The organism is Pseudomonas putida, assembly GCF_028682175.1.
In the GTDB taxonomy this organism is placed as follows: domain Bacteria; phylum Pseudomonadota; class Gammaproteobacteria; order Pseudomonadales; family Pseudomonadaceae; genus Aquipseudomonas; species Aquipseudomonas putida_AD.
The window spans coordinates 136,651-163,608 of record NZ_JANHKS010000003.1 but is presented as its reverse complement, the minus strand read 5'-3'; the positions used below and the strand labels follow the sequence as shown (position 1 = coordinate 163,608).

Genomic DNA, 26,958 nt, shown 5'->3' with positions numbered 1-26,958 from the left:
AAAGCCACTCCAAAAGTCCGATCAAGGTTGCAGCACCGAAGACACCAGCAACTGCGAATAGGGATGCTGCGGATCGTCAAGGATCTGATCGGTCAGCCCGCTTTCCACCACCCGCGAGCGGCGCATCACCATCAGCCGGTCGGCCAGCAGCCTCGCCACGGCCAGATCGTGGGTGACGATCACCACCGCCAGATCCAGCTCGCGCACCAGGCCACGCATCAGGTCCAGCAGGCGCGCCTGCACCGAAACATCCAGGCCACCGGTGGGCTCGTCCATGAACACCAGGCGCGGGCCGGACACCAGGTTGCGGGCGATCTGCAAACGCTGCTGCATGCCGCCGGAGAAAGTGCGCGGCAGGTCGTCGATGCGCGCCGGGTCGATCTCCACCTGGCTCAGCCAGTCGAGGCCCGCTGCCCGCAGTTGCTGGTAATTGCGCAAACCCTGGGCCATCAGCCGTTCGCCGATGTTGGCCCCGGCCGACACCGCCATGCGCAGGCCGTCGCGGGGGTTCTGCTCGACGAAGCCCCACTCGGTGCGCAACAGGGTGCGGCGCTCGGCTTCGCTGGCGCTGTACAGGTCGAGCCAGTGGCCATCCTTGCCGCGATAGTCGATGACGCCGCTGTCCGGCGGGCAACGGCCACTGAGCAGCGACAACAGGGTCGATTTACCGGAACCGGACTCGCCGACGATGCCCAGCACTTCGCCGGGATACAGCTCGAAACTCACGTCCTGGCAGCCCTTTTCCGGACCGTACAACTTGCTCAGGCCACTGACCTTGAGCAATGGCTGGGTGCGGTCGGCAACCACCTGATCCTCAATCCTGTGCACGGCATTCATTGCGCAGCCCTCCCCTCGTTGACCCGTTGCGCGCAGTAGTCGGTGTCCGAACAGACAAAGCTCTGGGTGCCCTGATCGTCCAGGATCAGCTCATCGAGGAACGACTTGCGACTGCCGCAGATCGCGCAACTGTGCTCCCACTTCTGCACTTCGAAGGGGTGGTCCTCGAAGTCCAGGCTGGTGACCCGGGTGTAGGGCGGCACGGCGTACAGGCGCTTTTCGCGACCGGCGCCGAACAGCATCAGGGCCGGGCTCATATCCAGTTTCGGGTTGTCGAATTTGGGGATTGGCGAGGGGTCCATCACGTAGCGCTCGTCAACGGTTACCGGGTACGCATAGGCCGTGGCGATGTGGCCGAAGGTGGCGATATCCTCGTACAGCTTGACGTGCATGACGCCGTAATCATTGAGCGCGTGCATGGTGCGGGTTTCGGTTTCCGAGGGTTCGATGAAGCGCAGCGGCTCAGGGATCGGCACCTGATAGACCATGATCTGACCTTCGTGCAGCGGCGTTTCCGGGATCCGGTGGCGGGTCTGGATGATGGTCGCCTCAGGCGTACGCTCGGTGGTCGCGACCCCGGCGGTGCGGCCGAAGAAGCGGCGGATCGACACCGCGTTGGTGGTGTCGTCGGCGCCCTGGTCGATGACCTTGAGCACGTCCTCGGCGCCGAGGATCGCAGCGGTCAGCTGCATGCCGCCGGTGCCCCAGCCATAGGGCAACGGCATTTCGCGGCCGCCGAATGGCACCTGGTATCCGGGAATCGCCACGGCCTTGAGCAGGCCACGACGGATCATGCGTTTGGTCTGTTCGTCCAGGTAAGCGAAGTTGTACGCCTCGTCGCGCGGCGCACGAGGCTGCTGGCGAGGTTCTGTGGCGGCATTCATTGAGCCGGCTCCTTGGAAGGCTTGCGCAGTTTGCGGATCAGTTCCAGTTCGGCCTGGAAGTCGACGTAGTGCGGCAGTTTCAGGTGCGACACGAAGCCCGAGGCCTCGACGTTGTCGCAGTGGGCCAGCACGAACTCTTCCTGCTGGGCCGGCGAGATGATTTCTTCGGCGTATTCGCCGGCCCGCAGCGAACGGTCCACCAGGGCCATGCCCATGGCCTTGCGCTCGGCGTGTCCGAAGGCCAGGCCGTAGCCGCGGGTGAATTGCGGCAACTCTGTGGCAGAGCCGACAAACTGGTTGACCATCTCGCATTCGGTGACTTCGATGGCGCCGATGCTGATCGGGAAACCCAGCTCTTCGGGCTCGATCCAGACCTCGACTTCACCGACGCGGATTTCGCCTGCGAACGGGTGGTTGCGGCCATAGCCGCGTTGGGTCGAATACCCCAGCGCCAACAGGAAACCCTCATCGCCTCGGGCCAGTGCCTGCAAGCGTTCGGCGCGGCTGGCCGGGTACTCCAGCGGCTCGCGGGTGATGTCGGCCACCGGCGCACCGGTGTCGATCTCCTCTTTTATCAGGCCCTCCTTGCCCAGCAGGCCAGACACCCTCGGGCAGGCCTGAACCGTCGCTTCGGCACGAGTCTGCGGGCCGGGGAATTCGCCTTCGGCCAGCAAGCTGAAGTCCAGCAGCCGGTGGGTGTAGTCGAAGGTCGGGCCCAGCAACTGGCCGCCCGGTACATCCTTGAAGGTCGCCGACAAGCGACGGTCGAGCTGCATGGTCGAGGTGTCGATGGGCAGGCTGGCATTGAAGCGCGGCAGCGTGGTGCGATACGCGCGCAGCAGGAAAATCGCTTCCACCAGATCACCCGCCGCTTGCTTGATCGCCAGCGCCGCGAGTTGTTCGTCGTACAGCGAGCCTTCGGTCATGACCCGGGCCACGGCCAGGGGCAGTTGCTCCTGGATCTGCGCGACGCCAAGCTCGGCTATCGAAGTATCACCCCGGCGCCTTTTCGCCAGCAGCTTGTGAGCGTTGTCGATGGCCTGTTCGCCACCCTTGACGGCAACGTACATCAGACACCTCCCTTGAACAGAACCTGTGTGCTGCGCGGCAGCCCCATCAGTTCGCTACCGGCCAGAAAGAACACATCGATGCCACGGGGAAAGTCGTTGCGCGATTCACGCTCTTCCCAGAACGCCTCTTGCAGCGGCAGGCTGACGTGGTTCTTGCTTTCGATCCCCGGCCCCTTCCACGCAAGCTGGCGCCCACCCTGGAGGCTCGGCAGTTGAACCAGCAGCGTGCAGGACTGATCGGGGTAGCGGTCGTTGCCCAGGTCGAAGCCACTCAGGTCGTGCAACTGACTGTCGTCGAGCAAGGCAAAACGGGCGTTCTGCCGGTCGCTGACAATCGGGCAGCCGCAATGGAAGGTCAGGTTGGCGCGGATGGCCTGGGTGTCGAACCGGGGCGCCAGCCACAACGGTGTGTCGATGTCGAGCAACGCCAGGCACAGGGCGTGGCTGGCCGATGCCAGGCCTTCCAGATGCGGCGGGGTCTGCGCCGACAGCAGGCTCTGGGCTACGCCGGGGCCTGCCAGCGCCTTGAGAGCGGCGCGGAAGCTGCGCTGCGAATCCAGCACCGGGTCGGCGAAAGCAGGCTGCAACAGGGTTGCACTTGCGGTAACTGCGTCCATCAGTTCTCTCCTCGGACCAGGGTGAAGAAGTCCACTTTGGTCGCTGCGGTTTCGGCTTGTTGTCGGGCGCGGCGCACGGCTTGTGCCTGGGCCAGCGGTTCGATGAGTTCACGTATCCAGTGGCTCTGTTGCGGGCCTTGCAAGTGCGCGTCGGCCAGCGCTGCGAGTTCGGCGTGGGCCTTGTCGCGCCCGGCCAGGTAGCTGTAGCCGGTGCGCCCGTCAGCCAGGCGCACCACGCAGCGGGTCACGGTCATTTCACCGACGTTGAACGGTGCGCCGCTGCCGCCCATGCGGCCACGGACCAGGGTCATGCCGATTTCCGGGGCGCGGATCATCCTGTACTCGACGTCGCGCAGGGCGTTTTCATGGGGCGCAAGATCTGCCCGGTGGGTGCGCGAGAGCACGCCGAACCAGTGCTGGCGAACGCTTTGCGCGGCGTCGGGTGTGGAAGCGGTTGTGGCAGTCATCGAAGGCATCTCCATCAGGTGACGATCTGATACTGGAAGCGGTCGGAGCGGCTGGTGGAATGGGCAATCTCCACCGGACGTCCGTCCGCATCGCGGGAAAGGGTGAGCACGGTCAGCGCCGGCAGGTGACGTGGCATCAGCAGCACGCTGGCCTCTTCACGGCTGGGCAGGCGTGCGCCGATCAGGCTGAAGGTGCGGGTCAGCGGCAAATCGCGGGAGGCGAGAAACTGGCGCACCGAACCGCTCTTGTAATCGGCCACCAGCGCAGTGCGACTGGCGCAGTAGCGATGGCGGATCAGGCTCACCGGCTGGCCGTCGAGGCGGCGCAGGGTCTGCAATTCGATCAGCGGCGCGTGTTCTTCGAGGCCCAGGTGCTCGGCCTCTTCGCGGGTGGCCACGCACTGGCGGCGCTGCAACAACACCGCCTCGACACCGTGGCCCAGCGCCGACAACGACTGGCTGTAGGCACTCTCGGCAGCCACCGGGTACACCAGCGGGCGGCCCAGCACCTGGGTGCCCTTGCCCTGGCGGCGCAACAGGCAGCCTTCGCGCACCAGTTCGTCGATGGCGCGGCGCACCGTGTGGCGGTTGACGTCGAAGCGCGTCGCCAGTTGGGTTTCGGCGGGCAGGAACTCGCCAGCGCTGTAGCCGGTCAGTTCGCGGCGCAGGGTGTCGGCCAATTCGCGGTACATGGGTTCCCGATGGAGGGACTCATCTTGTCTAGACAACTGCATGGCTAAAAAAAGGGCTCGCACCCTCTCCTGTCGAAATCGTTAGATGAACTGCTTGCGCAGGCGCTGGGAGAAGATGTCGATGATGCTCACCACCACGATGATCACCAGCAGCACCGAGCAGGTCTGGGTGAACTGAAAGGCGCGGATGTTTTCCCAGAGGATCACGCCGATGCCGCCCGCGCCGACCATCCCCACCACCGTTGCCGAGCGCACGTTGGATTCGAAGCGGTACAGGGCGTAGGAAATCCACAGCGGCATGACTTGCGGAATGACCCCGAAGATCACTTCCTGCAACGCACTGGCGCCGGTGGCACGCACACCTTCCACGGGGCCCGGATCGATGGCCTCGACGGCTTCGGCGAACAGCTTGGCGAGCACGCCGGTGGTGCTGATCCACAACGCCAGGACACCGGCGAACGGACCCAGGCCCACGGCCACCACGAACAGCATGGCGAAGACCATTTCGTTGATGGAGCGGAAGGCATCCATGACCCGGCGCAGCGGCTGGTGGACCCACCAGGGGGTGATGTTTTCAGCGCACAGAACGCCCAGCGGCACCGAACAGATGATCGCCAGCAGCGTGCCCCACAGGGCGATGTGCACGGTGACGATCATCTCCTGGAGGTAGGCGCGCCATTCGTGGAAATCAGGCGGAAAGAAGTCGGCGGCGAAAGTCGCCATGTTGCCGGAGTCGCGGTACAGCGCCAGCGGGTTCATCTCCGCGCCGCGCCAGGCCCAGGCCATCACCGCGAGGAAAATCCCCCAGCCCAGGTACTGCGGCCAGGTGCGCTTGCCAACGGCGTCAGCGTATACAGCGTGAGTGCTCATGACAGGGTTCCGGTATCGATTGCGTTTGAGGCAGGCGCGACGGGCTGGCCGCCGCGCCGACCGGTCAGCCCGCGTTGGCGGTCTTCTGTTTGTCCAGCTCGGAGATACGGTCCTGCAGCTTGTTCAGGCCTGCGTCGATTTCCTTGAGCTTGGCCGCCTTCTCGTCAGCGCTCAGGGTGCTGCTGGCGGTGGTTTCGGACTTCTGCTTGAACAGCTCAAGCTGGCGGATGGTCAGCAACTGGTCGTCCGAAGACTTGAGGAACTTGCCCATCTGCATGTTCTTGAGCACGGCCTTTTCTTCGTCGGTGTCACCGTAGTTGGCGAAGAAGTCGCGGATCTTGTTCTTGGTCGCATCGTCCATGCCCTTGCGCCAGACCATCGGGTCAGCCGGGATGATCGGGGACTTCCAGATCACCTTGAGCTTGGCAGCGCTTTCCGGCTGGGTGACTTCCAGGCGATCCATGCTCTCGGTGTTGAAGGTGGCGACGTCCAGTTGGCCCTTGGCGACGCTCAGGGCGTTGACTTCGTGGCTGGAGTTGAGCGTGCGCTTGAAGGCGGTAGCGGCATCGACATTGTTCTTGGCGAATACGTAATAGCCCGGTACCAGATAGCCCGAGGTGGAGTTCGGGTCACCGTTACCGAAGGTCAGTTCCTTGGCGTGCTTGAACATGTCGTCGATGTTGTTGATCGGGCTGTCCTTGCGCGCAATGATCAGGCTCCAGTAACCCGGCGCACCGTTGGCGGCGGCGGTCTGGGCGAAGATTTCGCCGCCCGAGCGGTCCACCGCTTCCATGGCCGCCTTGTTGCCCAGCCAGGCCACGTCGACCTTGTTGAAGCGCATGCCCTGGATCAGCCCGGCATAGTCGGAAGCGAAGGTGGCGTTGACTTTGAGGCCGGTCTTTTTCGACATGTCGTCGAGGAACGGCTGCCACACGCTTTTCAGGTTTTGCGAGGACTCGGTGGACATGATGCCGAAGTTGATGGCGCTGTCAGCGGCCTGCGCGGTGCCCATCAGGCAACCGGCGAGCACAGCGGCAGACGCGAACACGCGACCGAAACGGTTCAACATGGAGAGCTCCTGGAACGGGGGTTGGGGTGTAATGTCTGGGAAAACCTGAAGCCGTCAGGCCAGTGCCAGCTTTGGCGGGCGGCCCTTGCTGCGGCCCTGATCGGCGAACATCAGGGTGGTGTCGGCATCGGCGCCGTAGAGATCGTTGAGGAACTGGCCGCTGAGGTCGGCGCCGTTGCCGTCGAAATGAATGCGCCCGCCCTTGAGGGCCACGGCGCGGGGGCAATAACGCACGGCGTAATCCACTTGATGCAGGGTCACGACCACGGTCTTGCCGTCCTGGCGGTTGATGTCGGCGAGGATTTCCATGACCTTGCGCGCAGACTCGGGGTCCAGCGAGGCAATGGGTTCATCGGCCAGAATCACCTCAGCCTGCTGGGTCAGCGCACGGGCGATGGCTACGCGTTGCTGCTGGCCGCCGGAGAGCGTGGAGGCGCGTTGATGGGCGAAGTCCGCCAGCCCCACTCGCGCCAGGTTGGACAGGGCGCGGTCCTTCTCCTCGGCATTGAACAGGCCCAGGCTGCCACGCCAGCGCGGCATGCGGCCCAGGCAACCGAGCAGGACGTTGTCCAGCACGCTCAGGCGGTTGACCAGATTGAACTGCTGGAAGATGTAGCCGATATCGGCACGCAGGCGGCGTACCTTGCCGTTGAGTCGGCCTGAAGCCTGCACTTCGCGGCCCAGTACGCGCACGCTGCCGCCGTTGCTGCGATCGCAACAGGCCAGCCCGGCCAGGTGTCGCAACAGGGTGGATTTGCCCGACCCGGAAGCGCCGATCAGCGCCACCATTTCCCCGGGTTGTATAGACAATGCAAGGTCAACCAGAGCGGTCTTGCGAGCGAATGTCTTGTTCAAGCGGTCGACATGGATAGCTGCGTTCATGGGGCTTCTCTTGTCTTGGGGTGCTGGCTTCCTGCCAGGTGAATGTTCAACCGCACGACCGTCCCGGGCCGTTGGGTGCGACTGACATTAGTGGTGCTCCGTGGCGTTTCGATGAACAGGAAATGACTGGACTGTCATATTGAGATGGCGTTTTGATAGTCGCCATTTCGCCGATGTTGTCGACATCTTTGCCACAGGCGTTGATCTAGAGGACGTGCGGTATAGACAAGTGCAAGCGGCCTTGCCTGCGCGTGGGCGCCAGAGGGACATGAGAAGAAATGAATATTTTTTTGTGACAGGTGAAACAGGCGCGATTTGATCAAAGCAACGGCAAGATCAAAACGGCTGGTTGGATCCGGTGCTGCTACGGTGACGGTTGACCTCAATCTTGTAGGAGCGCGCTTGCCCGCGATTGCAGTCATTTATTGACCGCTGCGCCGATTGACAAGCCGCCGTCGCGGGCAAGCGCGCTCCTACGGGGGCAAGCCTGGCGCAAACACCACGCACCCCGTAGCAGCACATCGAGCGATGTCAGAAGCGCCCCAGCCGATACGCCTCCGGTGCCGGCAACCCCGGCTGCACGCTGCAACCGGGCACCCACTCGAGCACCATCTCGGCGGTGATCGCTGCCTGGGTCAGGCCCAGGTGTTGGTGGCCGAACGCGAGCAGCACCTTGCCGTCGCAGGCGCTGTCGATCACCGGCAGCGAATCGGGCAACGAGGGGCGAAAGCCCATCCACGGCGTGGCATCGCTGGCGTCCAGATCCTGCTTGAACAGCCCCTGGCTCAGGCGCTGCAACTGCCAGGCCCGTTGCATGTTCGGTGGGCTTTCAAGCCCTGCGAATTCCACGGTACCGGCCAGTCGCAAGCCTTCGGCCATGGGCGTCATGATGAACTTTCGTTCAAGGGAGGTGACGGCGAACGGCAGGCGATTGTGCTCGTGGGGCAGCATCAGGTGGTAACCACGCTCGGTGTCCAGCGGCACTTTCTTGCCCGTCAGCACCTGGGTCAACTCGGCCGAATGAGCGCCACAGGCGATCAACACCTGACGGGCATTGACCTTGCCCTGATCGGTGTCCAGCGACACGCCGCTGGCCTGTACCCGCCCCCCTGAAACCTTGCGTTTGAGAAACTGCACGCCGCTTTCCCTGGCCGCTTGCACCAGCTCGGTGACCAACAGATAAGGGTCGATGAAATGTCCGGTGGCGGGAAAGAACAGCCCGCCCTGAATGCTCTCGCTCAGTTGCGGCGCGGCCTGCTGAATGGCGCTGCCACTCCAGAATTCCACCGGCACGCCCTGCTCTGCCATGCGTGCCTGAAGCTGATCCAGAGCCTGACGGGATTCGTTGCGTTCGAACACCAGCAGCGAGCCGTCCTCCTTCATCAATTGCTCCCGGCCAATGGCTCCCAGCAACCTGTGCCAGGCCGCCAGGCTGCCTTCGTTCAACGCGCGGATGCCCGCCACGGTACGGCGGAACGGCTCGGGCCGAAGGTTGAGCAACAGCCGGGTGAACCAGGGCACGGCGCGCGGCATGTATTTCCAGTCCAGGCGCAACGGCCCCATGGGGTCCAGCAGCATCGCCGGCAGACGCTTGAGAACCGAGGCGTCTGCGATGGGAAAGACCTGCTCGGTCGCCAGGTGTCCGGCGTTGCCGTAGGACGCACCGCGACCGGGTTCCTGATGGTCCAGAACCATCACGTGCTTGCCCTGGCGGGCCAGCAGCAGCGCACAGGCGACGCCGACGATGCCCGCTCCCACCACGGCGATATCGGCGATGTGATCGGGCTGAGCGGTGTCGCGGGTATTGGGCATCGGCATGACTTCTCAGCCCTCTCTCTGGCCGTCGAGCAAACGCCGCAACTGCAGCGGGTTGGCGAACTGCAAGGCATCGGGCAGCAGGCTGTCGGGGAAATCCTGGTAGCACACCGGACGCAGGAACCGCAGGATCGCCGCCGTACCGACAGACGTCGAGCGCGCATCGGAGGTGGCCGGGAACGGCCCGCCATGAACCATGGCATCGCACACTTCGACACCGGTCGGCCAGCCGTTGGCCAGCAGGCGCCCGGCCTTGCGCTCCAGGGTCGGCAACAAGGCGCGGGCCGCCTGCACATCCTCATCATCCAGGTGCAGCGTGGCGGTCAACTGGCCTTCCAGATGCTCGGCCACTTCACGCACCTGCTCGTCGCTCTCGCACTGCACCACCAACGAAGCTGCACCGAAAATCTCCGCCTGCAAGGCGTGGTTGGCGAGAAAGTCCCGAGCGTGGGTGACGAACAGATGGGTCTGGCACTGGTTCGGACCCTGCGCCGCAAGCCCGGCGGTGGCCGGCTGGCTGACCTGTTCAGCCAACGCCGCGACACCGGCCTCGTAGGCACTGAAGATGCCAGGGGTGAGCATGGTCTGCGGCGGGCTGTTCTGCACCTGGCCCGCCGCTGCGGCGATGAACCGCTCAAGGTCCGGCCCCTGGCGCGCAATCACCAGACCCGGATTGGTGCAGAACTGCCCTGCCCCCTGGTTCAAGGAAGCCACGAAGCCTTGCGCCAGCGCCTCGGCGCGTGCCTGCAAGGCCGCCGGAAACAGGAACACCGGATTGATCGAACTCATTTCCGCGTACACCGGAATGGGCTCGGGACGATTCTGCGCCGCCTGGCACAAGGCGATGCCACCACTGCGCGAGCCAGTGAAGCCCACCGCCTTGATGCGTGGATCGGTGACCAGCGCGGTACCCACTTCGCGCCCCGAGCCGTATAACAGGGAGAACACGCCCTCGGGCAGGTTGCAGTGTTTGACCGCCTTCGCCACCGCCCGCCCTACCAGCTCGCTGGTGCCGGGATGAGCGCTGTGGGCCTTGACCACCACCGGGCAACCGGCAGCCAGCGCAGACGCGGTGTCGCCACCGGCCACGGAAAACGCCAACGGGAAGTTGCTGGCACCGAACACGGCCACCGGCCCCAGCGGCACCTGACGCTGACGCAAATCGGCGCGTGGCAGCGGCTGACGCTCCGGCATGGCAGTGTCGACCCGCACGTCCAGCCACTCACCGGCCCGCACAGTCCGGGCGAAAGTACGCAACTGGTGGCAGGTGCGGCCGCGTTCACCCTGGATACGGGCGCGTGGCAGGCCGGTTTCCAGCGTCGCGCGATCCACCAGTTCGTCGCCCAGGGCCTCGATCTCGCTGGCGATGGTTTCCAGAAACTCGGCGCGGGATGCAAGGGACGTCTCGCGGAAAGTATCAAACGCTGCCCATGCCAGTGCACAGGCTTGCGCCACGTGTTCGGCAGTGCCGCCCGGATAAGCGGGTTCGAGGTCCTGGCCGGTGGCTGGATCGATGGCGCGGATCGCTTCGCCGGTGCCGGAAACGGCGTGCTGGCCGACCACCATGTTGCCTGTGAGGGTCATGGGATGTCCTTGAAAAAAAGAGAAGATGCAGTGGCGCTCGATGGACGCACCACGGGAACCAGAACAAAAGGCGACGCCCGCCGGGGCGCCGCCTGCACAGCGGCTATCAGGCCAGGTTCTGCTCGGCCGACCAGTTGGCGTACCAGTTGCGGAACAAGGTGTACTGCGCTTCGGCGTAACCGCGCTGGGCTTCGCTGAGCTTGTCCGATTCGTTGAAGTGCAAGGTGTATTCCTTGTCGCCGTTGAGCACCATCAGGTGCTTGTAGAACAGCACCAGATCGCAGCCTTCGTCGAAGGACGACAGCACACCCAGGGCGGCTTCCAGCTCACGAGCCTGACGGCGGGCCTTGGCGTCACCCGCCGCGGCTTTCTTGCTCAGGGCAACCAGGGTCAGCACTTCGCGTGGCAGCGCGTTGCCGATACCGGTGATCGCACCGGTGGCGCCGCAGTTGACGAAACCATGCACCACTTGGGTGTCGACGCCGACCATCAGGATCACTTCGTCATCCTGGGAGGTGATGTTTTCCGCCGCGTAACGCATGTCGGCAGCACCGCCGAACTCTTTGAAGCCGATCAGGTTCTTGTGCTCGCGGCGCAGTTCGAAGAACAGGTCGGCGCGGGTGGCGAAACCGTAGTAAGGGCTGTTGTAGATCACCGCTGGAAGGTTCGGCGCTGCCTTGAGGATGTCCGAGAAGTGCGACTTCTGCGCGGTCAGCGAAGCACCACGGGACAGCACGCGCGGAATGACCATCAGGCCGGCGGCGCCGACCTTGGCGGCATGGGCTGCATGGGACACCGCCTCACGGGTGTTCACGGCACCGGTGCCGACCACGGTTGGAATGCCAGCGGCCACCAGGCGCGCCACGCCTTCCTGGCGCTCGGCTTCGGTCAGCAGCGGCCAGTCACCCATGGAACCGCAATACACCACGGCGCTCATACCGATATCGATCAGTTCGCGGCCTTTCTTGACCAGCGCATCGAAGTCCGGCTTGCGGTCGGCGGTGCACGGGGTCATCAGGGCGGGCATGCAGCCGGTGAAGATGTTGTCGCTCATGGGGTTGCTCCTTGTTCGTTTAAATAGTGCGTTCAGATCGATAGGGTGTGTTGCGCCGCCCAGGCGGCATCGGGCGCAGGGCTCAGATGCCCCACGCGAAAGCGTCCTGCTCGTCGATCAGCAGCGTGCTGTCGGCGGTCATGAAGGCCTGGCCGCGAATGAAAGGCCGGATGCGCTCGCCTTCCCATTCGAAGCGGCCCTGAAACTGGCTGCCGGTGATGCTGGCCTGTACCCAGGTCTTGCCGGCTTCTAGCTTGCCGTCGGCGGCCAGGCACGCGAGTTTGGCGCTGGTACCGGTGCCGCATGGCGAGCGGTCATAGGCCTTGCCGGGACACATCACGAAGTTGCGGCTGTCGGCCTGGGCGTCGTCGGCGAACAGTTCGATGTGGTCGATCAGCGCACCGCCTTCGCCGGTGATGCCCTGCTCTTCCAGGGCCTTGAGCATGGTCCAGGTGTATTCGGTCAGGTGCTCGACGTTGCTCATGTCCAGGGTCTTGCCGTGGTCCGAGACCAGGAAGAACCAGTTGCCGCCGTAGGCGATGTCGCCCAGCACGCGACCGTGGCCCGGCACTTCCACTGCCACCTGCTGGCGATAGCGCCAGGACGGCACGTTGCCGATGGTCACGGCGCCGTCATCGTGCAGCGTGGCGCTGACCTGGCCCACCGGAGTGTCGATCTTGTGCACGCCCGGACCGATAAGCCCCAGATAGGCCAGGGAATTGACCAGGCCGATGGTGCCGTGCCCGCACATGCCCAGGTAGCCGGTGTTGTTGAAGAAGATCACCCCGCAGGTGGCGTCCGGCGAGACCGGCTCGCAGTACAGCGCGCCGACCAGTACGTCATTGCCCCGCGGTTCGAGCAGGCACGCGCGGCGCCACTGATCATGTTCGCTGCGCAGCGAGTCACGCTTTTCGGCCATGGTGCTCCCGGACAGTTGCGGGAAGCCCTTCATCACCAGCCGCGTCGGTTCACCGCCGGTATGGGAATCGATCACCTGTACTTTTTTCATGAACCCTTCCTTTCTGAGGCTGAGCCTTAATGGAATGTGTGGCGGTCGGTCAGACCAACAATTGTTCGATGTCGTGTATCAACTGGCTGTCGACGAAAACCCCGTCGCGCTCCGAGCGCTGGCGCGCCGCAAAACGTCGCTGCGAAGGCAGGCGCGCGCCCTGTTGGGTAATCGCGCCGAACAATTGCTCGGCGCTTTGCAGGCCCTGCTCCAGGTCGTCGCCGAGGAAGCGTTTGGGGTCGAAGGCCAGCAACAATTCGCCGTGGCAGGGCGTGGCGCCCGCACCGCCGTCGAAGGTCAGGGACTGAGCGCTGGTCATGTCGCCGATCAGCGCCCCGGCCATCAATTCGATCATTGCCGCCAGCGCCGAACCCTTGTGACCGCCAAACGTCTGCATCGCGCCCCCGAGTGCCGCCTGGGCATCGGTGGTGGGCGTGCCCTCGGCATCCAGTCCCCAGCCCAGCGGGATCGGCTTGCCTTGCCGGGCATGCAGCTCGATGTCGCCACGGGCAATCGCACTGGTGGCGAAGTCGAACACGAACGGCTCCTGCCCCGGACGCGGCCAGGCAAAGGCCAGAGGGTTAGTGCCGAACACACCCTTGCTGCCGCCGTGGGGCGCAACCCAGGCGTGGCTCGGGGTCATCGCCATGCCTACCAGCCCGTGGGCGGCGATGGCTTCGACTTCCGGCCACAGCGCCGAGAAGTGAAAACAGTTGCGAATCACCAGCGCGGCCACACCCAAGGCACGGGCCTGCTCGACCAGCAGCGGCACGCCGGTCTCCAAGGCGAGCAGCGAATAGGCGCGGTGCGCATCGATGTTGATGATCGACGGTGCCGGATGGCTCACAGTGGGTTGTGCCACCGGCGATACCTTGCCCGAACGCAGCGAGCCCACGCACACCAGCACCCGGTACAAGCCATGGGAATGGCATTCGTCACGCTGGCCCTGGGTGATGACCTGGGCAATCGCCCGGGCGTGGTCTTCGCCCATGCCGTTATGGATCAGTGCGCGCATCGCCAGGTCGTGGACCTGTGCGAGACTCAGATGGACGGTATCGCTCATGCTCTGCTCTCCACTAGTCCGGGTTTCAGGACGCATGCTGCGCGCGCCCGCCCACAGGCCGCAGCCCGGCACGGGGTTCGGCAACCGCTTCGCTTTCGTCGTCATCGTCCAGGTTGACCAAGTGCGCCGGCACGCCGGTCGCCGCTCCCCAGTAATAGATGCCCAGCGCACAGGCCGCCACCACCAGGGTGTCGAACGGATGGCTGATGGCACCGATGCCGCCAAAACTGCCCAGCTTGGAAAGCACGATGGTCACTGCGTAGAAGCCGATCAGCCACAACGATGAGCGGACTTGCTGGCCCAGGCTCAGGTGCTGGGTCGGGACGAACCGGCCGCACAGCAGGTAGATCACGAACATCACGATTTGCAGGCCCAGCAGCCAGGAGACCGTGCTCCAGCCCGACCAGTAGACGATCAGCGCGGCGATGATGAACGACAGCGGCCCCATGACGCCCATGCACTTGACCCGGAACGGCCGCGGCATGTCGGGAGCGTTGCGACGCAATGCAGCGACCGACACCGGCGCCACGGCGTAGCTGAGAATCAGCGCAGCGGACACCACGTTGATCAGCGCTTCCCACGACGGGAATGGCAGGGTCCAGAACACCGACAGCCCGAAGGTCAGCCACAGCGCCGGGCGCGGGATGCCGGACTCTTCGTCGATGCGGGTGAAAATCTTGAAGAAGGTACCGGTCTGCGCCCAGCCATAGATGACACGCGGGGTAGCGTTCATGTAGATGTTGCCGCAACCGCTCGGGGAGATCATCGCATCGGCCACCACCAGGTACGCCAGCCAACCCACACCCAAGGCCAGGGCGATATCGCGATAAGGCAGCGCCAGTTCCTTGCTGACCGCGGCCCAGCCGTTGGCGAGCATCTCGGTTGGCACGCTGCCGACGAAGGCCAGTTGCAACAGCACATAGATCGCGGTGGACAGCAGCACCGACAGGATCAGCGCAAAAGGAATGGTGCGCTGCGGGTTCTTCACCTCGCTGGCCACCGAAATGATCGGCGTCAGCCCCAGGTAGGCAAAGATGATCCCGCCCGCCGAGACCGCCATCTCAATGCCCGACATGCCGAACGGCGCAAAGCCCTGGCTGGTCAGATTCTGCGGCTTGAAGAACGCGAACAGCACACCGATCACCAGCAGCGGCACGATGAACTTGAACACGCTGATGAGGTTGTTGGCCTTGGCGAAGGTTTTCACGCTGCGATAGTTCAGCCAGAAAAACAGGCACAGCAGGCCGAACTGCACCAGCCAGCCGATGGCGGTCGGGTCGCTTGAACCTGCCTTGGTCAGTTCGGGAAACCAGGCCGCCGCGTATTGACGCGAGGCCACCACTTCAATCGCCACCAGGCTTGTAAAGGCGATCAGGGTGATGAACCCCATCAGGTAGCCCAGCAACGGGCCGTGGGAGTAGACCGGGTAGCGAATCACGCCACCTGCACGGGGCAATGCCGCGCCCAGTTCGCAATAAACGATACCCAGCAACAGCACGGCAAAACCGCCCAGCACCCAGGAAAAAATACCTGCAGGCCCTGCAATCGCAGAGACATGACTGGCTGCAAACAACCAACCCGAGCCAAAAATGGCGCCCAGTCCGATAAACGTGAGGTCTATCAGTGAAAGTTGTTTTTTGAACTTACCGTTACCTGACATCGTTTTGCCTTTTTGTGTGTTATTGAATCGGCAGTTTCATGAGGCTTGATTCGCTGTTGCGGATCGTCAATGCGTGGAGTAACCGCCGCTGTCTTATTGAATTTTCGGCTGCATTCGATGGGCATAGAGTGAACCCAAACCCCACCCCCGCGCTTGATGCTTTCGCCTGCGTGCCATGACGAAATCGGCACAATTCGAAAAATCCCCGCGCGCCGCCAGAACGCTCTGGCACGCCACTCGACAGTCTGCAAAGCATGATGCAAGCTGACCTCCCGACCGCTCATGGACGGCATCACGGAGTCGCAAAATGGCGCACAACGCCCTGGACATCTTGCTGCACGGCAACGAACTGCACCGCCCGGAAAACATCGAGCAACTGCTTGCCGGGGTCGCCTTGCTATTGCCGATGCTGGACGTGATCCCCAACGCCGCGATCTTCATCAAGGACGATCAGGCGCGTTATGTACTGGCCAACCGCACCCTGGTGGAACGCTGCGGGCTCAAACAGTTGAAACCCTTGTTGGGCAAGACCAGCGCCGATGTATTCCCGGCACAGTTCGGCCCCGGCTATACCGAACAGGATCAGCGCGTACTTGAACGGGGCGAGATACTCGAAGACCAACTTGAACTGCACTTGTACGGCAGCCGGGAACCGGGCTGGTGCATGACCCACAAACGCCCCTTATATAACCGCGCCGGGGAAATCATAGGCCTGATGGGCATCTCGGTAGACCTGCAAACGGCCAGCGACATGCACCCGGCCTACCAGCGCCTGGCCGCCGTGGACGACTTCATCCGCACCCACTTCTACCGGCCCATCAGCCTCTCGGAGCTGACCCGCATCGCCGGAATCTCCGTGGCGCAACTGGAACGTTACTGCAAGCGCGTGTTCCACCTGACGCCACGCCAGATGATCCAGAAGGTGCGCCTGGAAAACGCCCACCGCCTGCTGCTGACCGACCTGCCCATCACCGATGTCGCCATCCAGTGCGGCTACACCGACCATAGCGCCTTCAGCCGGCAGTTCAAGGCGCTGACCGGGTTTACGCCAAGGCAGTACCGCCAGGCGACCGGGCGGGAGTGAGCGCGCGATACAACATCGCGAAACACATCGGCTTGCCTGGATGCTGTCCTACACCAGCCGCGATGATCGGGCTGTAGACCCCGTAAAACCTGGGGTTCGCCGGTTGCGGGGCGGACCACTGCCAGCGTTCTCCCCTTCGTCAGGACAGCCGGCGGTTTGACAGTGCAGAGGGCCGATGCGAAGCTCCGAACATCGAAAAGGAGAACGCGTATGTCACTTGCAGCCGTCATGAGATTCCTCGGAATTCTGGACGAGAAGGACATGTACATGAAGGCCAGGGGTGGCGTGAAGAACCTTCACATCGTAGGTCGCGGCATGCTCAAGCAGGACCTTCAGGAAATCTACAACTCCGACAGCTACAAAGACGCTCAGAAAATCGCTGAGCAGATCGTCGCCAAGCAAGCCTGAGCATGGGGTTGCTTCTCATACTCCCGATTCTGGTGAGTGGCTACCTCGTCTGCATGAACCACCCTTACTACTTCTGCCGCCTACATCGCTATGACGGCCAGCTGCTTTACCTGCTGGTCGCCAAACTTGGCTTGTATTGCGTGCTGTTTGCCCTCATTGCCTGCAGCACGGCCACCGCCCTCGACCGGTTTCTCGAATGGTGTGACCTGCAAGGCCGGATCGGGCTGATACTTGTCGATCTGGGTTATTCCAGCGCTGCCTCTGCGGCTCATCACGCGTTTGTGCTGGAAGTGGCAGTCCTGACGATTTTCACCCCGGCCCTCTGGACTCTCGCTGCACGATTCCTGGGTTTTCTCAGAGGCAGGTACACAGGTTTCGGATCAGCCTCTGCCTATCACCGGACTCGTTTGCTGCTGGACACGCCACTGGGGGAACTGCTCTTCGACTCTGTGTCGAAAACGCGCCAGATCCTGATGCTGACCATGAACGATCGCAAGGTTTACGTCGGGCTTGTGGACTCGCTCGGCGAAGCCAGCGAAAAGGAGTCCCCGCAAAGTACCTTCAGTTTCGTGCCGATGCTCAGCGGCTATCGGGACAAGGACACGCTGGAGTTGAAACTGACCACGACATACCCTGACCGCGATACGATCCGCATAGTCTTGCGAGCAGAAAATGTGCTGACTGCCACGCCCTGGAAGCCCGAGCACTGGAAGGACTTCTCCGCTGTGCGGGCCGCGCATGTCAGGACGGTCAACAGGAAATGCCTGCGGCAGCGTTTGTTGTCAGCCGGCAGCACGATTTCCGGCTAACACGATGATGTTTATGATTTTTTTCATCCGCGTGCTTGACTTCCCTTTTTTAATCAGTAAGATAGCGCTCATTCCGCGATAGCTCAGTTGGTAGAGCAAGTGACTGTTAATCACTGGGTCCCTGGTTCGAGTCCAGGTCGTGGAGCCAAACGTAATACTGAAAAGGCCAGCGCATAGCTGGCCTTTTTTGTTTGTGCACGGAAAGCTCCGGTCGAACGCGATACTACCCCTTCCCTGCCTTCAGCCAGATCTGCACGGAGCCGGCCGCCTGCTGCAGCGCGGCCAGGATGACCTGGCGATCGGAATCCGGCACCTTCCCCACGATCCACCTGATCAGTTCCTTGACCAGTTCGATCACGCGACGCTGGGGAAGACGCAAGGTCGTCAACACCTGCCTCGCAACGGCCCGGGCACCCAGCATGCTGACGAGGTTGGGGTCGCAGAGCGTGCGCAGGTTGTGAAACAACCGGTTCATTGACTCGTCGGCAAACACCTTGTCATCTGCCTGAACATCCAGTTGCACCTGATTGAGCCAGGTGATGAACGCCTTGTTGGCGATCAACGCTGCCAGAATGGCCTCGACGCTGTCGATGCTCATTGGACTTTCATGCTCTTGGGCGTCTTCAACCGGCCGGTTGCGCATAAGGTTCAAGTCGATGACGCGGCGCCCCAGATGCAGCGCCGATACCAGGATGTCCTTGAACGCGGACATGAGCGTGACTTGAGGTATGCGGCTGGCGATGCCGATTTCATCGTTCGTCGCTGCACTCGGCTTGGGCGGTTCCACCAACGCCGCAGTCCTCACCCCAGGCACCTCACTCCACAGAAACCAGGTACTGCTCGGCTCTGTCTGGAACGCGAAGTCCATCAACTCGCAGAGCAACTCGTTGCCACCGGGTGTCGCCAGCAACTGATCCCAACTGCGCCTGAGCAACGGCGGCGCGGTCAGGGTGGGGCCGCGCGTCTGGGCATCTGTCAGTTTCAGCGCGTATCCCAGGGCGCTGACATCGGCATTGCCCTGCCCCACCTGCGCGCCAAGCTGCTGTACTCGAGCCTTCAAACCGCCGGGATCGACCTCTGGTGCCGGCTGCGCATGTCCGGGGGCCAGCTCGCCGGGTTCGTTGACCGGCGCCGTCAGTGACCGCAGCCCCAACTGCAGGTCCATCAAGGTCAGCAGGATGTTTTCGACATCATCCGGGCCGCTCCAGCCATAGACCCGTCGCCCAGCGCCTAGCCCCTTTCTCGCAGCTTCCAGCCGGAACAGGCTCGCCTCGTAGTGCAGCTCCAGCGCATTGGCTGACAGCATGGCGATGGCCGCATGGTCGAGTTCGACCGCCACGGATAATCGCTCCTCACCCCGCGCCGTTTCATCCTTGAGTGCCAGGCTGAACACGGCGGTCACCTGGCCCGGCAGCATCAATACCGGCAGACACAGCTGACGCCGCTCTTCGCGCTGCTGGACGATCACGTACCCGCCCGCAGGCAGCGTCGTATCGAACACCAGCACGCCGGGCGCTTCGGGCAGCGTTCGGGCGTCGCTCATCGGCCAGGACTTGGCGCCATCGAAACGCTCGATTCGCAGGCAGCGCATTTCTTCGCGCATGTGCTCGGCGGTGGCCGTATCGAGCTGCGAGCCTGCGTCGATGGGTGCCCTGAGCACGAAGCGGAAGTTGCCTGTCCCCAGCGAAAAAGGTCGTGGCAAGCCGGCATCGGCCAGTGAGGTTCCAGGCAGCGGAATCGGCGAAGGGAATGCCAGGGCTGGCAGCTCCACGTCCATCCAGTCCGAATGATCCGATATGTCTACGTCCTGGACACTCTCGCAGTAGCCGATGCGCTGCCGCATCTTGTATTGACCGGGCTCCAGTTGCAGATCGAGCACACCGACGCCCTTGGCAATCAGCGCGTAGCCTCGGTTGACCAGATAAAGCTCCGATGCATCGGCACTGGACGTGAATCGCACCCTGACGTTTTCCCCGCCCGGGACCTGCCATGCCACCGGGGCTGGCGCCTCGATCTCTTCATCGTCTCGTTCGCGGACTCGCCCTTCGGCGTCCGGCTCGAGAGGTTGGTTTTCCGGCTCAAAGGGCGATGGCATTGTTCACCCCCGGATCAAAACTGTGGGTCCCCGTGCCGACGAGTAGTGTGTGATCGCCGGTCGGAAGGATCAGGGTGAATTGCTGCCCGCCGTCCGCCGATGGGCTGAGCGCAATTTCCTGCTGCCAGCTGTAGGCGGTGTCGCGCCAGATGAGGGACGACGCTCCGACTGTGGCGATGGCGTTCCACAGGTCTGAACGCAGGTACAGCGAGCTGCCTGGCACCAGCGCCGTGGTGCTCGTGAAGGTAACGGCATTGAGCGTGCGCCGGGACTTGAAGTAGATGTCACCCTGATCGGGAGGCACGCTGCGCGGTGCCGGAGGCAGCGGGTTGACCGGGTACCAGTTGGCCCAGTTATAGGTCATCACCCGAGTCAGCACCTGCCCTGCCACGCAGCCCGCCACATCGCTGGGCGCATCTTCCAGCGCCCGCAGGAAGGCATCGGTCATCAAGCCGACCACCTTGCCGTTGGAGCCTGGCAGCTCGCGTTCCTGGGATTTGCCTCGCCTGGGTGCTGCATACAGCGCATAGACCTTGGTGTTCTCGGCAGCGCTGTTTTCCACACGATTGAAACTGGGTGGGTTGTAGGTGAAGTTGCCGAACACGTCGCGACAACAGTCCATGATCAGCACCACTTCGCTGAACAGCCCGGCGCGCTTGATGGCGGCAGCGTATACGGACCCCGCAAGATTGGAATGGATGCTCCCGTAGTTGTCGGCGCTGAACAATGCGGCACTGGGGTAGCCGTCCTCACTGAGCGAGAAGCCATGCCCCGAGAAGTACAGGTAGAGACGGCTCTTGCGGCGCAACGGCTCGCCTTTGTCGTCAAAAGCGATCCTGTTGAACTCCTGGGAGAACGACCAGGCGTTGGGCGACCAGACGGTGCTCTCCGGCCAGCCGGTTCCGGGTAGCGCCAGCAATTCCTGGGGCGTGGTCAAGGTCACCACATTGCCGCCGGGCACAGCGGCACCCTGCGGGTCGGTCAGCCAGTCCCGGACCCGCTCGATGTCGTTCAACGGACCGTCGAGGGTGGGGAACAAGTCGCTGTCGCGATAGCGGGCGATGCCCACCAGGATTGCGCGATCGTCGGTAGCCATGGGCCGCTCACCCCCGGATGATGTTCATCAAGGAAATCAGGGTGGATTCGTCATTGTCGAAATCGCCATGGTGCTGCGAATCGCTATTCAGACCGACCCCCGCGTCCGCCGCCCTGGACCAGACCAGACGATTGGCCTTGGCATTGAAGAACTGCCAGACCTTCTGCACCTGCGCATCGTTGCTGAAAGCGGCTTGCGTGAAGAAGCGCTCCATTCCCACCAGCGGCATGTCCTCCTCCGAGGTCCACTTGCCGTCCACGTCATTGCCCTCCAGCAACCCCGAGACGAAATACAGCAGGCTGCGCGTGTAAAGCGGCTTGAGCATCGCGTCCTGTTGCTCGCGGGCATCACGCATGGCGAACATGCGAAAGTCGCGAAGATAAGTGCCTTCATGGTCATTGATGGCCCGGGCGAATCGCTGGCACGTCACGGCAGGTGCGAGGAACACCACCTGGATCGGCGTCTCCAGCCCCGCGGACCTGGCAGCATCGAGAAAATTGCAGATGTAGATCGCCCCGGTGCTGTGGCCGACCAGGGTGATCTTCTTGAACTGTTTGCCGGCCTTTTCCATCTCCCTGATCTTCTGCACCACCAACCGGCCGCAGGTGTCGGTGCCGTCGGCGAAGCTGTCCAGGGTGTCCTTCTTCATGGCGTTCCAGACGGTGGCGCCAATCAGGTCACCGTAGGCGGACTGCAGCACCTCCTCGACGATGGTGCAGTACACGCCGTGATCGCGATGGCTGCGAAAGCGCTTGAGGACCGCTATCACGATCCCGGCGGCATAGCGCGCCACGTTGAGCCAGGTGAAGACGCCCCGGGTCTTGACCCGGGCATCGGTTGAAGCCGGTCCAGTGGCAGGGAACATCTCATCCAGTGCATCCGGACTGATGAGCAGCACCGTGGCGCGCTCCGTCGTTCCGGCTCCCTTGGTGGTGACCACGACGCCGGGCGGGTTGGCGGCATTGAAGGCTCGCCCGAGCACCCTCTTGAATTCAGGATCATCGTCCAGTTGCCGCTCGATATCGCTCGCCAGGTCATCCAGATCGGGAATGCCGGCGTTCGACCGCGTCGTAGCCTGAGCGTCGCCGGCAATATCGCTGTCTTCTACGGGCGGCGCCTGGCGCAGGTTATCGAACCAGCGGTCATATTCTTGCCGGAACCGGTCGACATCGGTAATAGGGACGCCTCCCGCCCCCTTGAAGTTGACGCCCCCGACCGGGGAAATCTTTGCCACCACCCACTCGGACACTTTCTTTACCAACTCCCGAAAGGCTGGGTCGTTGAGAATGTCGCTCTTGTTGTTGAGCAGCGCTTCCTTGAACCCGGACTCCCAGACAAAAAACAACGGGTAGGCGCCGGCTTCCTGATAACGCGGGGTCAGCCTCGCGGTTATGTCATTCAAGGCGGAGTCGCGGCTGACCAGTCCCCCGTGCATGTGGATCACCAGACCCTTGGCCGGCCCTTGCTGCATGGCATGGTCGAGTATCCGCGAGACCTCGGTAATGGCACTTTGCGGCGGGTTGCCGAGCCGGCCGTTGGCAGAGACCAGATAGTTATCTTTATTGGGTGCGAGCAAAGGCGTGGCCATACGAATCCCTCCGACAAACCGGTGCGTTGTGTATAAACGAAATACTGAACTTACTTATAGAACACGCACCGGGTTTTGCGGCAAAAATGGCGACGGAAGTTGAAACTTTATCAACTTTCAAATAACGACAGGGAGCCGACATGGCTCCCAGTTGTTTAATTGCTTATGGCGATATGTAAATCCAATGAAACATATTGGGTAGTTCAGGTTCACTATTTTGAGTATTGCGTTAAGTTAGAGTTACGCGACCAGATTCTTGGATCATCTGGCCTCAAAACCTCCACCCTACTTCCTCAAGCGCCACCCCCAGCGCATCGACATCGGCACGGCTGCGGCCCTCGAACATCGGCATATACGCCAACGGATCGGCGAGCGTCGATGAACTGCCTATGAAGCCCTCAACCGTGGCATGCAGGCAGAACGCGCTGTACGCCGGGTTGTAGCCGCCCTCCTGAACGATCAGCAACCGCCCTTCGCAGAGTTCGTCCGCCAGCGCTCTGGCCTGCCGCGCCAGGTGGTTGAAGCCGTGCATGGTCAGCAACTGCCGCCCGTTGGGATCGAACTGCGAGGCGTCCAGGCCGTTGGCGATGATCAGCAACTGCGGTGCGAAGGTCCTGACGGTGGGCTTGACGAAGCGTTCGAACGCCAGCTCATAGGTCAGGTCGCCCGAGCCCATGGGCAGCGGGAGGTTCAGGTTGCCGCCCAACGCCTTGCCTTCGCCGCGCTCGTCCACAGCTCCAGTCTGCCGATGGCTGGGACCCCAGGCGCCGTGATCCATGTGCAGGGACACGGTCAGCACCGAGGAATCGGCGTAAAAGCCGGCCTGGGTGCCGTTGCCGTGGTGCACGTCCCAATCGATGATCGCCACCCGTTCGATACCGGCCACCCGCGCGGCCTGGGCTGCGACGGCAACGTTATTGAAAAAGCAGTAGCCGTCGCACATGTCCGGTGCCGCGTGGTGGCCTGGCGGACGCACCAGGGCCATGGTCGGGCGGCGGCTGGCCAGGGTCTTTTCCACGGCAGCGATGCTGGTGCCCGCCGCTGCCAGCAGGCCCTGCAGGCTGCCGGGATTCATCAGTGTGGTGCTGCTGAAGCGTTTGCCGTTCGGCTCGGCATCGCGAATCCGGCTCAGGTACTCGCGCGTATGAAAGCGCAGCAGTTCAGCATCGGTCGCGTGCCGCCCGCTGTGCCAGGCCAGATGCCCGGCTACCGGCCCGTTGTGCAGGATGGCCCGCATGTTGACCAGTCGCGGGCTGCTTTCCGGGTGCTGGATCTGAAATTCCAGCAAATCGCTGGGTGGCGCTTCGAACACTCCGTAGCCGGTGTCGTGACGCAGCACGTCGTCATGCCAGAACACGTCCATCGATGGCGTCATGGCGGCGTCCTCAGTCAATCACGTGCAGTTCAGGTGGAATGTCCGACAGGCTCCTGGAGCCGTCCTTGCCGCACAACACCGTGTCGCCCAGTTTCAGGCCGAAGCCTTCGCTGTAGAGCGACAGGTTCGGTTCGATGGAGAACGACATGTTGGGCTGGAACACATGATCGTCGGCCTCATCGACCATCATCGCCTCAAGCCAGGTCGGCGGATAGGCAAGCCCCAGGCTGTAGCCGATGCGGTGTACGCGAGTGCGCGACAGGTCGATGCGGTCCAGGATCGCGTTGCACACGCGGTTGGCCTCACCCACCGGCGTGCCTGGCTTGGCGATGTCGATAGCGGCGTTGAAGGCTTCGGTTAGCAGCGTCGAGACTTCCCGCACTCGGGCTGTCGGTTTGCCGATCACCGCGCTGCGCATCAGGATGGCGTGGTAGCGGTTGCACACCCCGGCGTGTTCGAGGATCACCACATCGCCGGGGCTAATGGTCAGCCGGTGCGGCATGGCGTGGGTCATGGTGCTGCGCCGGCCGGTGGCGCACATCGGGCTGATCGCTGCGTACTCGCTGCCCGCATCGCCCAGCGCCTTGGCGACGATCCCGGAGATTTGCACCTCGGACATTCCCGGCCGCAGGGCCTCGAACGCGGCGAGCATGCCCTGGTCGGCCATTCGCGCGGCGCTGCGCTGGTACTCGATCTCTTCGGCGGTCTTGATCAGGCGCTCTTCGGCGACCACCACCGAGGCGTCTTCGAAATGGGCGTGGGGCATGTGCTTGAGCAGCGTGGTGTATTGCAGCGCGCTGAAGGTCGAGGCCTGCATTTCCAGACCGATACGGCCCTGGCTCAAGCCGAGCCCTTCGAGCGAATCGGCGACGATGCGCAGCGGGTCCTGTTTGGCGATGTCGTAGAAGATCCCCTCTTCCAGGCACGACAGCTCATAGGTGCAAGGCTCTTCGCTGGTGCGCGTGAGGAAGATGGGATTCGCGAGTTTCGGCGAGATGATCAGCGCCTGGTACCAGAGAAAACCCAGGCTGTCGAAACCGGTCAGGTAGTTGATGTTGTCCGGGTAATTGATCACCAGGGCGTCCAGCCCGCGCGCAGTCATGCGTCGCTTCACGGCCTCGATACGTTGACGGTAGGTGCGCAGCGGAAAAGCAGTCATCATGACGATTCCCTCCTTAGGGAAAAGGTGAGCGTTTTTCAGGTAGATGCAGCCAGAGGTCGATCCGGGCGGGTCAGCCGCCCGGTGAAGCGTTGCGGTCATGCCGGTACATGCGCACCAGCAGCACCACCAGAGTGATGAAGACCATCAGCGTGGAGACGGCGGCAATCGCCGGGTCGAGGTTGTAGCGCAGACCGTCCCAGATTCTCTTGGGCAAGGTGATGACGTTCAGGCCGCTGGTGAACAGGGTCACCACCACCTCCTCCCAGGACATGATGAACGCCATGAAGAAACTGCCCGCCAGGCCGCCGCGCACGTTGGGCATCAAGACCTGAACGATGGTCGAACCCAAGCCTGCACCCAGTGAACGGGAGGCCTTGTACAGGCTGCTGTCCAGCCGGCTGTAGGCCACCAGCATGGCGATCAGTGAATATGGCAAGGCCATCATCAGGTGCCCGAAACCCACGCCGACCAGCGAGTCCAGCTGCTTGACCGAAGCACCCAGGTAGTAGATCGACATTGCCGACACCACCTGCGGCACGATCATCGGCAGCAATACGATCAGGGTCAGCGCCACGCGATAACGCGGCTCCAGCCAGATGCCGGTGGCGAACAGAAACGACAGAACCGTGCTCACCACCCCCACCACCACGGCCAGCCCCAGGCTTTGCAGGATCGAGCTGAGCCAGGCGCCGTCCAGCAGGGTCAGGTAGTGGCGCAGCGACCAGGCACCGTCGGGAAACGACAGGTAACGCTGGTCGCCGAACGACAACGGCACGATCACCAGGATCGGCAGCAGCAGAAACAGCGCCGCCAGCCACATAGCAGCCATCGACAGCCAGCGGGCGATGTTCACCTTCGGCCGGCGCGACTGCGGTTCGTGTGCGACGGTGGCAGGATTGCTCAAGGTGCGTCCCATGTTCATGCCTGTCTCCCGGTAAACCGCCCGACGCCCACCAACTTGACGAACACCACGGCACAGACCGCGACCATCGCCATCAGCACGATGCTCAACGCCGCGCCCAGGCCCCAGTTCGACAGCTGGAACATCTGGATGTAGATACTCTCGGCCAGCATCGCCGCCTTGCCGCCGCCCAGCAGCGCCGGCGTGACGAAGCACCCCAGGCTGAACACGAACACCGTGGCCATCGCCGCTGCGACCCCCGGCAGGGTCAGCGGGAAGAACACGTTGCGCAGGGTTTCCCAGCGTCCGGCGCCCAGGCTCGAGGAGGCGCGCAGCAGACTGTCGTCCACCTGGCCCATGGAGGACAGTAACGGCAGGACGGCGTAGGGCACCATGAAATGCACCATGCCGATCAGCGCGCCCAGTTCGTTGCGCACCAGCGCCAGGGGCTCATCCACCAGCCCCAAGGTCAGCAGGCCCTGGTTGACCAGGCCATCGTTGCGCAGCAATACCAGCCAGGCGAAGGCGCGGATCAGCATCGACAGCCAGAACGGCAGCAGCACGAACAGCTCGATCAACATCCGCCCACGGGCCGAGGCAAAGCGCCAGCGAAAGGCGATCAGGTAGGCAATCGTCACGCTGATCGCCGTGGTCAGCAGGCAGATCCGCAGCGTGCGCCAGATCACCGTGTGGATCGAGGCCGTGTCCAGAATCGTCGCGTAGTTCTGCAAGCCCGGTTGCGGCAGGCTCAGGCTCCAGCCCAGCACGCCCGCGGTGGGCAGCAGGTAGCCGACCACGATCAACAACGGCAGGGGCAGGATCAGCAGCGCATAGATGCGCAACGTGCCGTGGAAACTGATGCGCATG

The 26,958-nt window shown here is 63.1% G+C and carries 25 protein-coding genes and 1 tRNA gene; 4 read left to right on the top strand and 22 right to left on the bottom strand.

Features of this window, described 5'->3' with window-relative positions:
* Positions 1-21: 21 nt before the first annotated feature.
* From phnK to NPS29_RS03610, 15 genes are all read right to left on the bottom strand, one after another.
* On the bottom strand, positions 22-837 hold the full coding sequence (gene phnK / locus NPS29_RS03680; protein ID WP_274130769.1) for a phosphonate C-P lyase system protein PhnK: 816 nt from the start codon (positions 835-837) through the stop codon (positions 22-24).
* Positions 834-1,721: an alpha-D-ribose 1-methylphosphonate 5-phosphate C-P-lyase PhnJ gene (locus tag NPS29_RS03675; protein ID WP_274130767.1), complete on the bottom strand. Its 888-nt coding sequence runs from the start codon at positions 1,719-1,721 to the stop codon at positions 834-836. Before NPS29_RS03675 ends, phnK begins: the two co-directional genes overlap by 4 nt.
* Complete coding sequence (locus NPS29_RS03670; protein ID WP_274130766.1) at positions 1,718-2,791, bottom strand: carbon-phosphorus lyase complex subunit PhnI; 1,074 nt, start codon at positions 2,789-2,791, stop codon at positions 1,718-1,720. Before NPS29_RS03670 ends, NPS29_RS03675 begins: the two co-directional genes overlap by 4 nt.
* Complete coding sequence (gene phnH / locus NPS29_RS03665) at positions 2,791-3,408, bottom strand: phosphonate C-P lyase system protein PhnH (RefSeq protein ID WP_274130765.1); 618 nt, start codon at positions 3,406-3,408, stop codon at positions 2,791-2,793. The genes NPS29_RS03670 and phnH overlap by 1 nt, the downstream gene beginning before the upstream one ends.
* The gene (gene phnG / locus NPS29_RS03660) at positions 3,408-3,875 is read right to left on the bottom strand and encodes a phosphonate C-P lyase system protein PhnG (RefSeq protein ID WP_274130764.1); all 468 of its coding nucleotides are present in this window, start codon (positions 3,873-3,875) and stop codon (positions 3,408-3,410) included. The genes phnH and phnG overlap by 1 nt, the downstream gene beginning before the upstream one ends.
* 14 nt (positions 3,876-3,889) lie before the next feature.
* Entirely contained in the window at positions 3,890-4,609 is a 720-nt protein-coding gene (gene phnF / locus NPS29_RS03655) for a phosphonate metabolism transcriptional regulator PhnF (RefSeq protein ID WP_274130763.1), read from the bottom strand.
* A gap of 39 nt (positions 4,610-4,648) precedes the next feature.
* Positions 4,649-5,437 carry a phosphonate ABC transporter, permease protein PhnE gene (gene phnE, locus NPS29_RS03650; RefSeq protein WP_274130762.1) on the bottom strand — a complete coding sequence of 263 codons (789 nt, stop codon included), beginning with the start codon at positions 5,435-5,437 and terminating at the stop codon, positions 4,649-4,651.
* A gap of 64 nt (positions 5,438-5,501) precedes the next feature.
* The gene (phnD, locus tag NPS29_RS03645; protein WP_274130761.1) at positions 5,502-6,506 is read right to left on the bottom strand and encodes a phosphonate ABC transporter substrate-binding protein; all 1,005 of its coding nucleotides are present in this window, start codon (positions 6,504-6,506) and stop codon (positions 5,502-5,504) included.
* A 54-nt stretch (positions 6,507-6,560) separates the two neighbouring features.
* Positions 6,561-7,388: a phosphonate ABC transporter ATP-binding protein gene (gene phnC, locus NPS29_RS03640; protein WP_274130760.1), complete on the bottom strand. Its 828-nt coding sequence runs from the start codon at positions 7,386-7,388 to the stop codon at positions 6,561-6,563.
* Positions 7,389-7,919: 531 nt separating this feature from the next.
* Complete coding sequence (locus tag NPS29_RS03635) at positions 7,920-9,200, bottom strand: NAD(P)/FAD-dependent oxidoreductase (protein ID WP_274130893.1); 1,281 nt, start codon at positions 9,198-9,200, stop codon at positions 7,920-7,922.
* Positions 9,201-9,212: 12 nt separating this feature from the next.
* Positions 9,213-10,787, bottom strand: a complete 1,575-nt coding sequence (locus tag NPS29_RS03630; RefSeq protein ID WP_274130759.1) for an aldehyde dehydrogenase (NADP(+)) — start codon at positions 10,785-10,787, stop codon at positions 9,213-9,215.
* A 106-nt stretch (positions 10,788-10,893) separates the two neighbouring features.
* Positions 10,894-11,841: a dihydrodipicolinate synthase family protein gene (locus NPS29_RS03625; protein WP_274130758.1), complete on the bottom strand. Its 948-nt coding sequence runs from the start codon at positions 11,839-11,841 to the stop codon at positions 10,894-10,896.
* An 82-nt stretch (positions 11,842-11,923) separates the two neighbouring features.
* Positions 11,924-12,850 carry a 4-hydroxyproline epimerase gene (locus tag NPS29_RS03620; RefSeq protein ID WP_274130757.1) on the bottom strand — a complete coding sequence of 309 codons (927 nt, stop codon included), beginning with the start codon at positions 12,848-12,850 and terminating at the stop codon, positions 11,924-11,926.
* 49 nt (positions 12,851-12,899) lie between these two features.
* Positions 12,900-13,913 carry an Ldh family oxidoreductase gene (locus NPS29_RS03615; RefSeq protein ID WP_274130756.1) on the bottom strand — a complete coding sequence of 338 codons (1,014 nt, stop codon included), beginning with the start codon at positions 13,911-13,913 and terminating at the stop codon, positions 12,900-12,902.
* Between the two features lie 25 nt (positions 13,914-13,938).
* Entirely contained in the window at positions 13,939-15,573 is a 1,635-nt protein-coding gene (locus tag NPS29_RS03610; protein ID WP_274130755.1) for an APC family permease, read from the bottom strand.
* 307 nt (positions 15,574-15,880) lie between these two features.
* Here NPS29_RS03610 and NPS29_RS03605 point away from each other — a divergent pair, with 307 nt between their 5' ends.
* The 4 genes from NPS29_RS03605 (at position 15,881) to NPS29_RS03590 (ending at position 18,022) form a co-directional block, all read left to right on the top strand.
* Positions 15,881-16,657 (top strand): AraC family transcriptional regulator, encoded by a 777-nt coding sequence (locus tag NPS29_RS03605; RefSeq protein WP_274130754.1) that lies wholly within the window; start codon positions 15,881-15,883, stop codon positions 16,655-16,657.
* A 210-nt stretch (positions 16,658-16,867) separates the two neighbouring features.
* Positions 16,868-17,065, top strand: coding sequence for a hypothetical protein (locus NPS29_RS03600; RefSeq protein WP_274130753.1), 198 nt, complete (start codon positions 16,868-16,870; stop codon positions 17,063-17,065).
* 2 nt (positions 17,066-17,067) lie between these two features.
* Positions 17,068-17,874: a hypothetical protein gene (locus NPS29_RS03595; RefSeq protein ID WP_274130752.1), complete on the top strand. Its 807-nt coding sequence runs from the start codon at positions 17,068-17,070 to the stop codon at positions 17,872-17,874.
* Between the two features lie 72 nt (positions 17,875-17,946).
* Positions 17,947-18,022, top strand: a tRNA-Asn gene (locus NPS29_RS03590).
* A 75-nt stretch (positions 18,023-18,097) separates the two neighbouring features.
* Here the strand turns inward: NPS29_RS03590 and NPS29_RS03585 are convergent.
* The 7 genes from NPS29_RS03585 to NPS29_RS03555 form a co-directional block, all read right to left on the bottom strand.
* Positions 18,098-19,969, bottom strand: a complete 1,872-nt coding sequence (locus NPS29_RS03585; RefSeq protein ID WP_274130751.1) for a hypothetical protein — start codon at positions 19,967-19,969, stop codon at positions 18,098-18,100.
* Positions 19,953-21,065 (bottom strand): caspase family protein, encoded by a 1,113-nt coding sequence (locus NPS29_RS03580; RefSeq protein WP_274130750.1) that lies wholly within the window; start codon positions 21,063-21,065, stop codon positions 19,953-19,955. Before NPS29_RS03580 ends, NPS29_RS03585 begins: the two co-directional genes overlap by 17 nt.
* 7 nt (positions 21,066-21,072) lie before the next feature.
* Positions 21,073-22,653, bottom strand: coding sequence for an alpha/beta hydrolase (locus NPS29_RS03575; protein WP_274130749.1), 1,581 nt, complete (start codon positions 22,651-22,653; stop codon positions 21,073-21,075).
* Positions 22,654-22,924: 271 nt separating this feature from the next.
* Positions 22,925-24,028: a hypothetical protein gene (locus NPS29_RS03570; RefSeq protein ID WP_274130748.1), complete on the bottom strand. Its 1,104-nt coding sequence runs from the start codon at positions 24,026-24,028 to the stop codon at positions 22,925-22,927.
* Positions 24,029-24,038: 10 nt separating this feature from the next.
* Positions 24,039-25,190, bottom strand: coding sequence for a M24 family metallopeptidase (locus NPS29_RS03565; protein WP_274130747.1), 1,152 nt, complete (start codon positions 25,188-25,190; stop codon positions 24,039-24,041).
* Positions 25,191-25,260: 70 nt separating this feature from the next.
* Complete coding sequence (locus tag NPS29_RS03560; RefSeq protein WP_274130746.1) at positions 25,261-26,112, bottom strand: ABC transporter permease; 852 nt, start codon at positions 26,110-26,112, stop codon at positions 25,261-25,263.
* Positions 26,109-26,957 carry an ABC transporter permease gene (locus NPS29_RS03555; RefSeq protein ID WP_274130745.1) on the bottom strand — a complete coding sequence of 283 codons (849 nt, stop codon included), beginning with the start codon at positions 26,955-26,957 and terminating at the stop codon, positions 26,109-26,111. Before NPS29_RS03555 ends, NPS29_RS03560 begins: the two co-directional genes overlap by 4 nt.
* Position 26,958 lies beyond the last annotated feature (1 nt).

What these genes read in the sequence shown, in the direction of transcription:
- NPS29_RS03580 (WP_274130750.1), bottom strand. Translation starts at nt 21,065, where the DNA reads ATGGCTACCGACGATCGCGCAATCCTGGTGGGCATCGCCCGCTATCGC.
- NPS29_RS03620 (WP_274130757.1), bottom strand. Translation starts at nt 12,850, where the DNA reads ATGAAAAAAGTACAGGTGATCGATTCCCATACCGGCGGTGAACCGACG.
- phnC (WP_274130760.1), bottom strand. Translation starts at nt 7,388, where the DNA reads ATGAACGCAGCTATCCATGTCGACCGCTTGAACAAGACATTCGCTCGC.
- NPS29_RS03670 (WP_274130766.1), bottom strand. Translation starts at nt 2,791, where the DNA reads ATGTACGTTGCCGTCAAGGGTGGCGAACAGGCCATCGACAACGCTCAC.
- phnF (WP_274130763.1), bottom strand. Translation starts at nt 4,609, where the DNA reads ATGCAGTTGTCTAGACAAGATGAGTCCCTCCATCGGGAACCCATGTAC.
- NPS29_RS03615 (WP_274130756.1), bottom strand. Translation starts at nt 13,913, where the DNA reads ATGAGCGATACCGTCCATCTGAGTCTCGCACAGGTCCACGACCTGGCG.
- NPS29_RS03635 (WP_274130893.1), bottom strand. Translation starts at nt 9,200, where the DNA reads ATGCCCAATACCCGCGACACCGCTCAGCCCGATCACATCGCCGATATC.
- NPS29_RS03585 (WP_274130751.1), bottom strand. Translation starts at nt 19,969, where the DNA reads ATGCCATCGCCCTTTGAGCCGGAAAACCAACCTCTCGAGCCGGACGCC.
- NPS29_RS03675 (WP_274130767.1), bottom strand. Translation starts at nt 1,721, where the DNA reads ATGAATGCCGCCACAGAACCTCGCCAGCAGCCTCGTGCGCCGCGCGAC.
- NPS29_RS03630 (WP_274130759.1), bottom strand. Translation starts at nt 10,787, where the DNA reads ATGACCCTCACAGGCAACATGGTGGTCGGCCAGCACGCCGTTTCCGGC.
- phnK (WP_274130769.1), bottom strand. Translation starts at nt 837, where the DNA reads ATGAATGCCGTGCACAGGATTGAGGATCAGGTGGTTGCCGACCGCACC.
- phnH (WP_274130765.1), bottom strand. Translation starts at nt 3,408, where the DNA reads ATGGACGCAGTTACCGCAAGTGCAACCCTGTTGCAGCCTGCTTTCGCC.
- NPS29_RS03605 (WP_274130754.1), top strand. Translation starts at nt 15,881, where the DNA reads ATGGCGCACAACGCCCTGGACATCTTGCTGCACGGCAACGAACTGCAC.
- phnD (WP_274130761.1), bottom strand. Translation starts at nt 6,506, where the DNA reads ATGTTGAACCGTTTCGGTCGCGTGTTCGCGTCTGCCGCTGTGCTCGCC.
- phnE (WP_274130762.1), bottom strand. Translation starts at nt 5,437, where the DNA reads ATGAGCACTCACGCTGTATACGCTGACGCCGTTGGCAAGCGCACCTGG.
- NPS29_RS03610 (WP_274130755.1), bottom strand. Translation starts at nt 15,573, where the DNA reads ATGTCAGGTAACGGTAAGTTCAAAAAACAACTTTCACTGATAGACCTC.
- NPS29_RS03565 (WP_274130747.1), bottom strand. Translation starts at nt 25,190, where the DNA reads ATGATGACTGCTTTTCCGCTGCGCACCTACCGTCAACGTATCGAGGCC.
- NPS29_RS03575 (WP_274130749.1), bottom strand. Translation starts at nt 22,653, where the DNA reads ATGGCCACGCCTTTGCTCGCACCCAATAAAGATAACTATCTGGTCTCT.
- NPS29_RS03555 (WP_274130745.1), bottom strand. Translation starts at nt 26,957, where the DNA reads ATGCGCATCAGTTTCCACGGCACGTTGCGCATCTATGCGCTGCTGATC.
- phnG (WP_274130764.1), bottom strand. Translation starts at nt 3,875, where the DNA reads ATGACTGCCACAACCGCTTCCACACCCGACGCCGCGCAAAGCGTTCGC.
- NPS29_RS03625 (WP_274130758.1), bottom strand. Translation starts at nt 11,841, where the DNA reads ATGAGCGACAACATCTTCACCGGCTGCATGCCCGCCCTGATGACCCCG.
- NPS29_RS03570 (WP_274130748.1), bottom strand. Translation starts at nt 24,028, where the DNA reads ATGACGCCATCGATGGACGTGTTCTGGCATGACGACGTGCTGCGTCAC.
- NPS29_RS03595 (WP_274130752.1), top strand. Translation starts at nt 17,068, where the DNA reads ATGGGGTTGCTTCTCATACTCCCGATTCTGGTGAGTGGCTACCTCGTC.
- NPS29_RS03560 (WP_274130746.1), bottom strand. Translation starts at nt 26,112, where the DNA reads ATGAACATGGGACGCACCTTGAGCAATCCTGCCACCGTCGCACACGAA.
- NPS29_RS03600 (WP_274130753.1), top strand. Translation starts at nt 16,868, where the DNA reads ATGTCACTTGCAGCCGTCATGAGATTCCTCGGAATTCTGGACGAGAAG.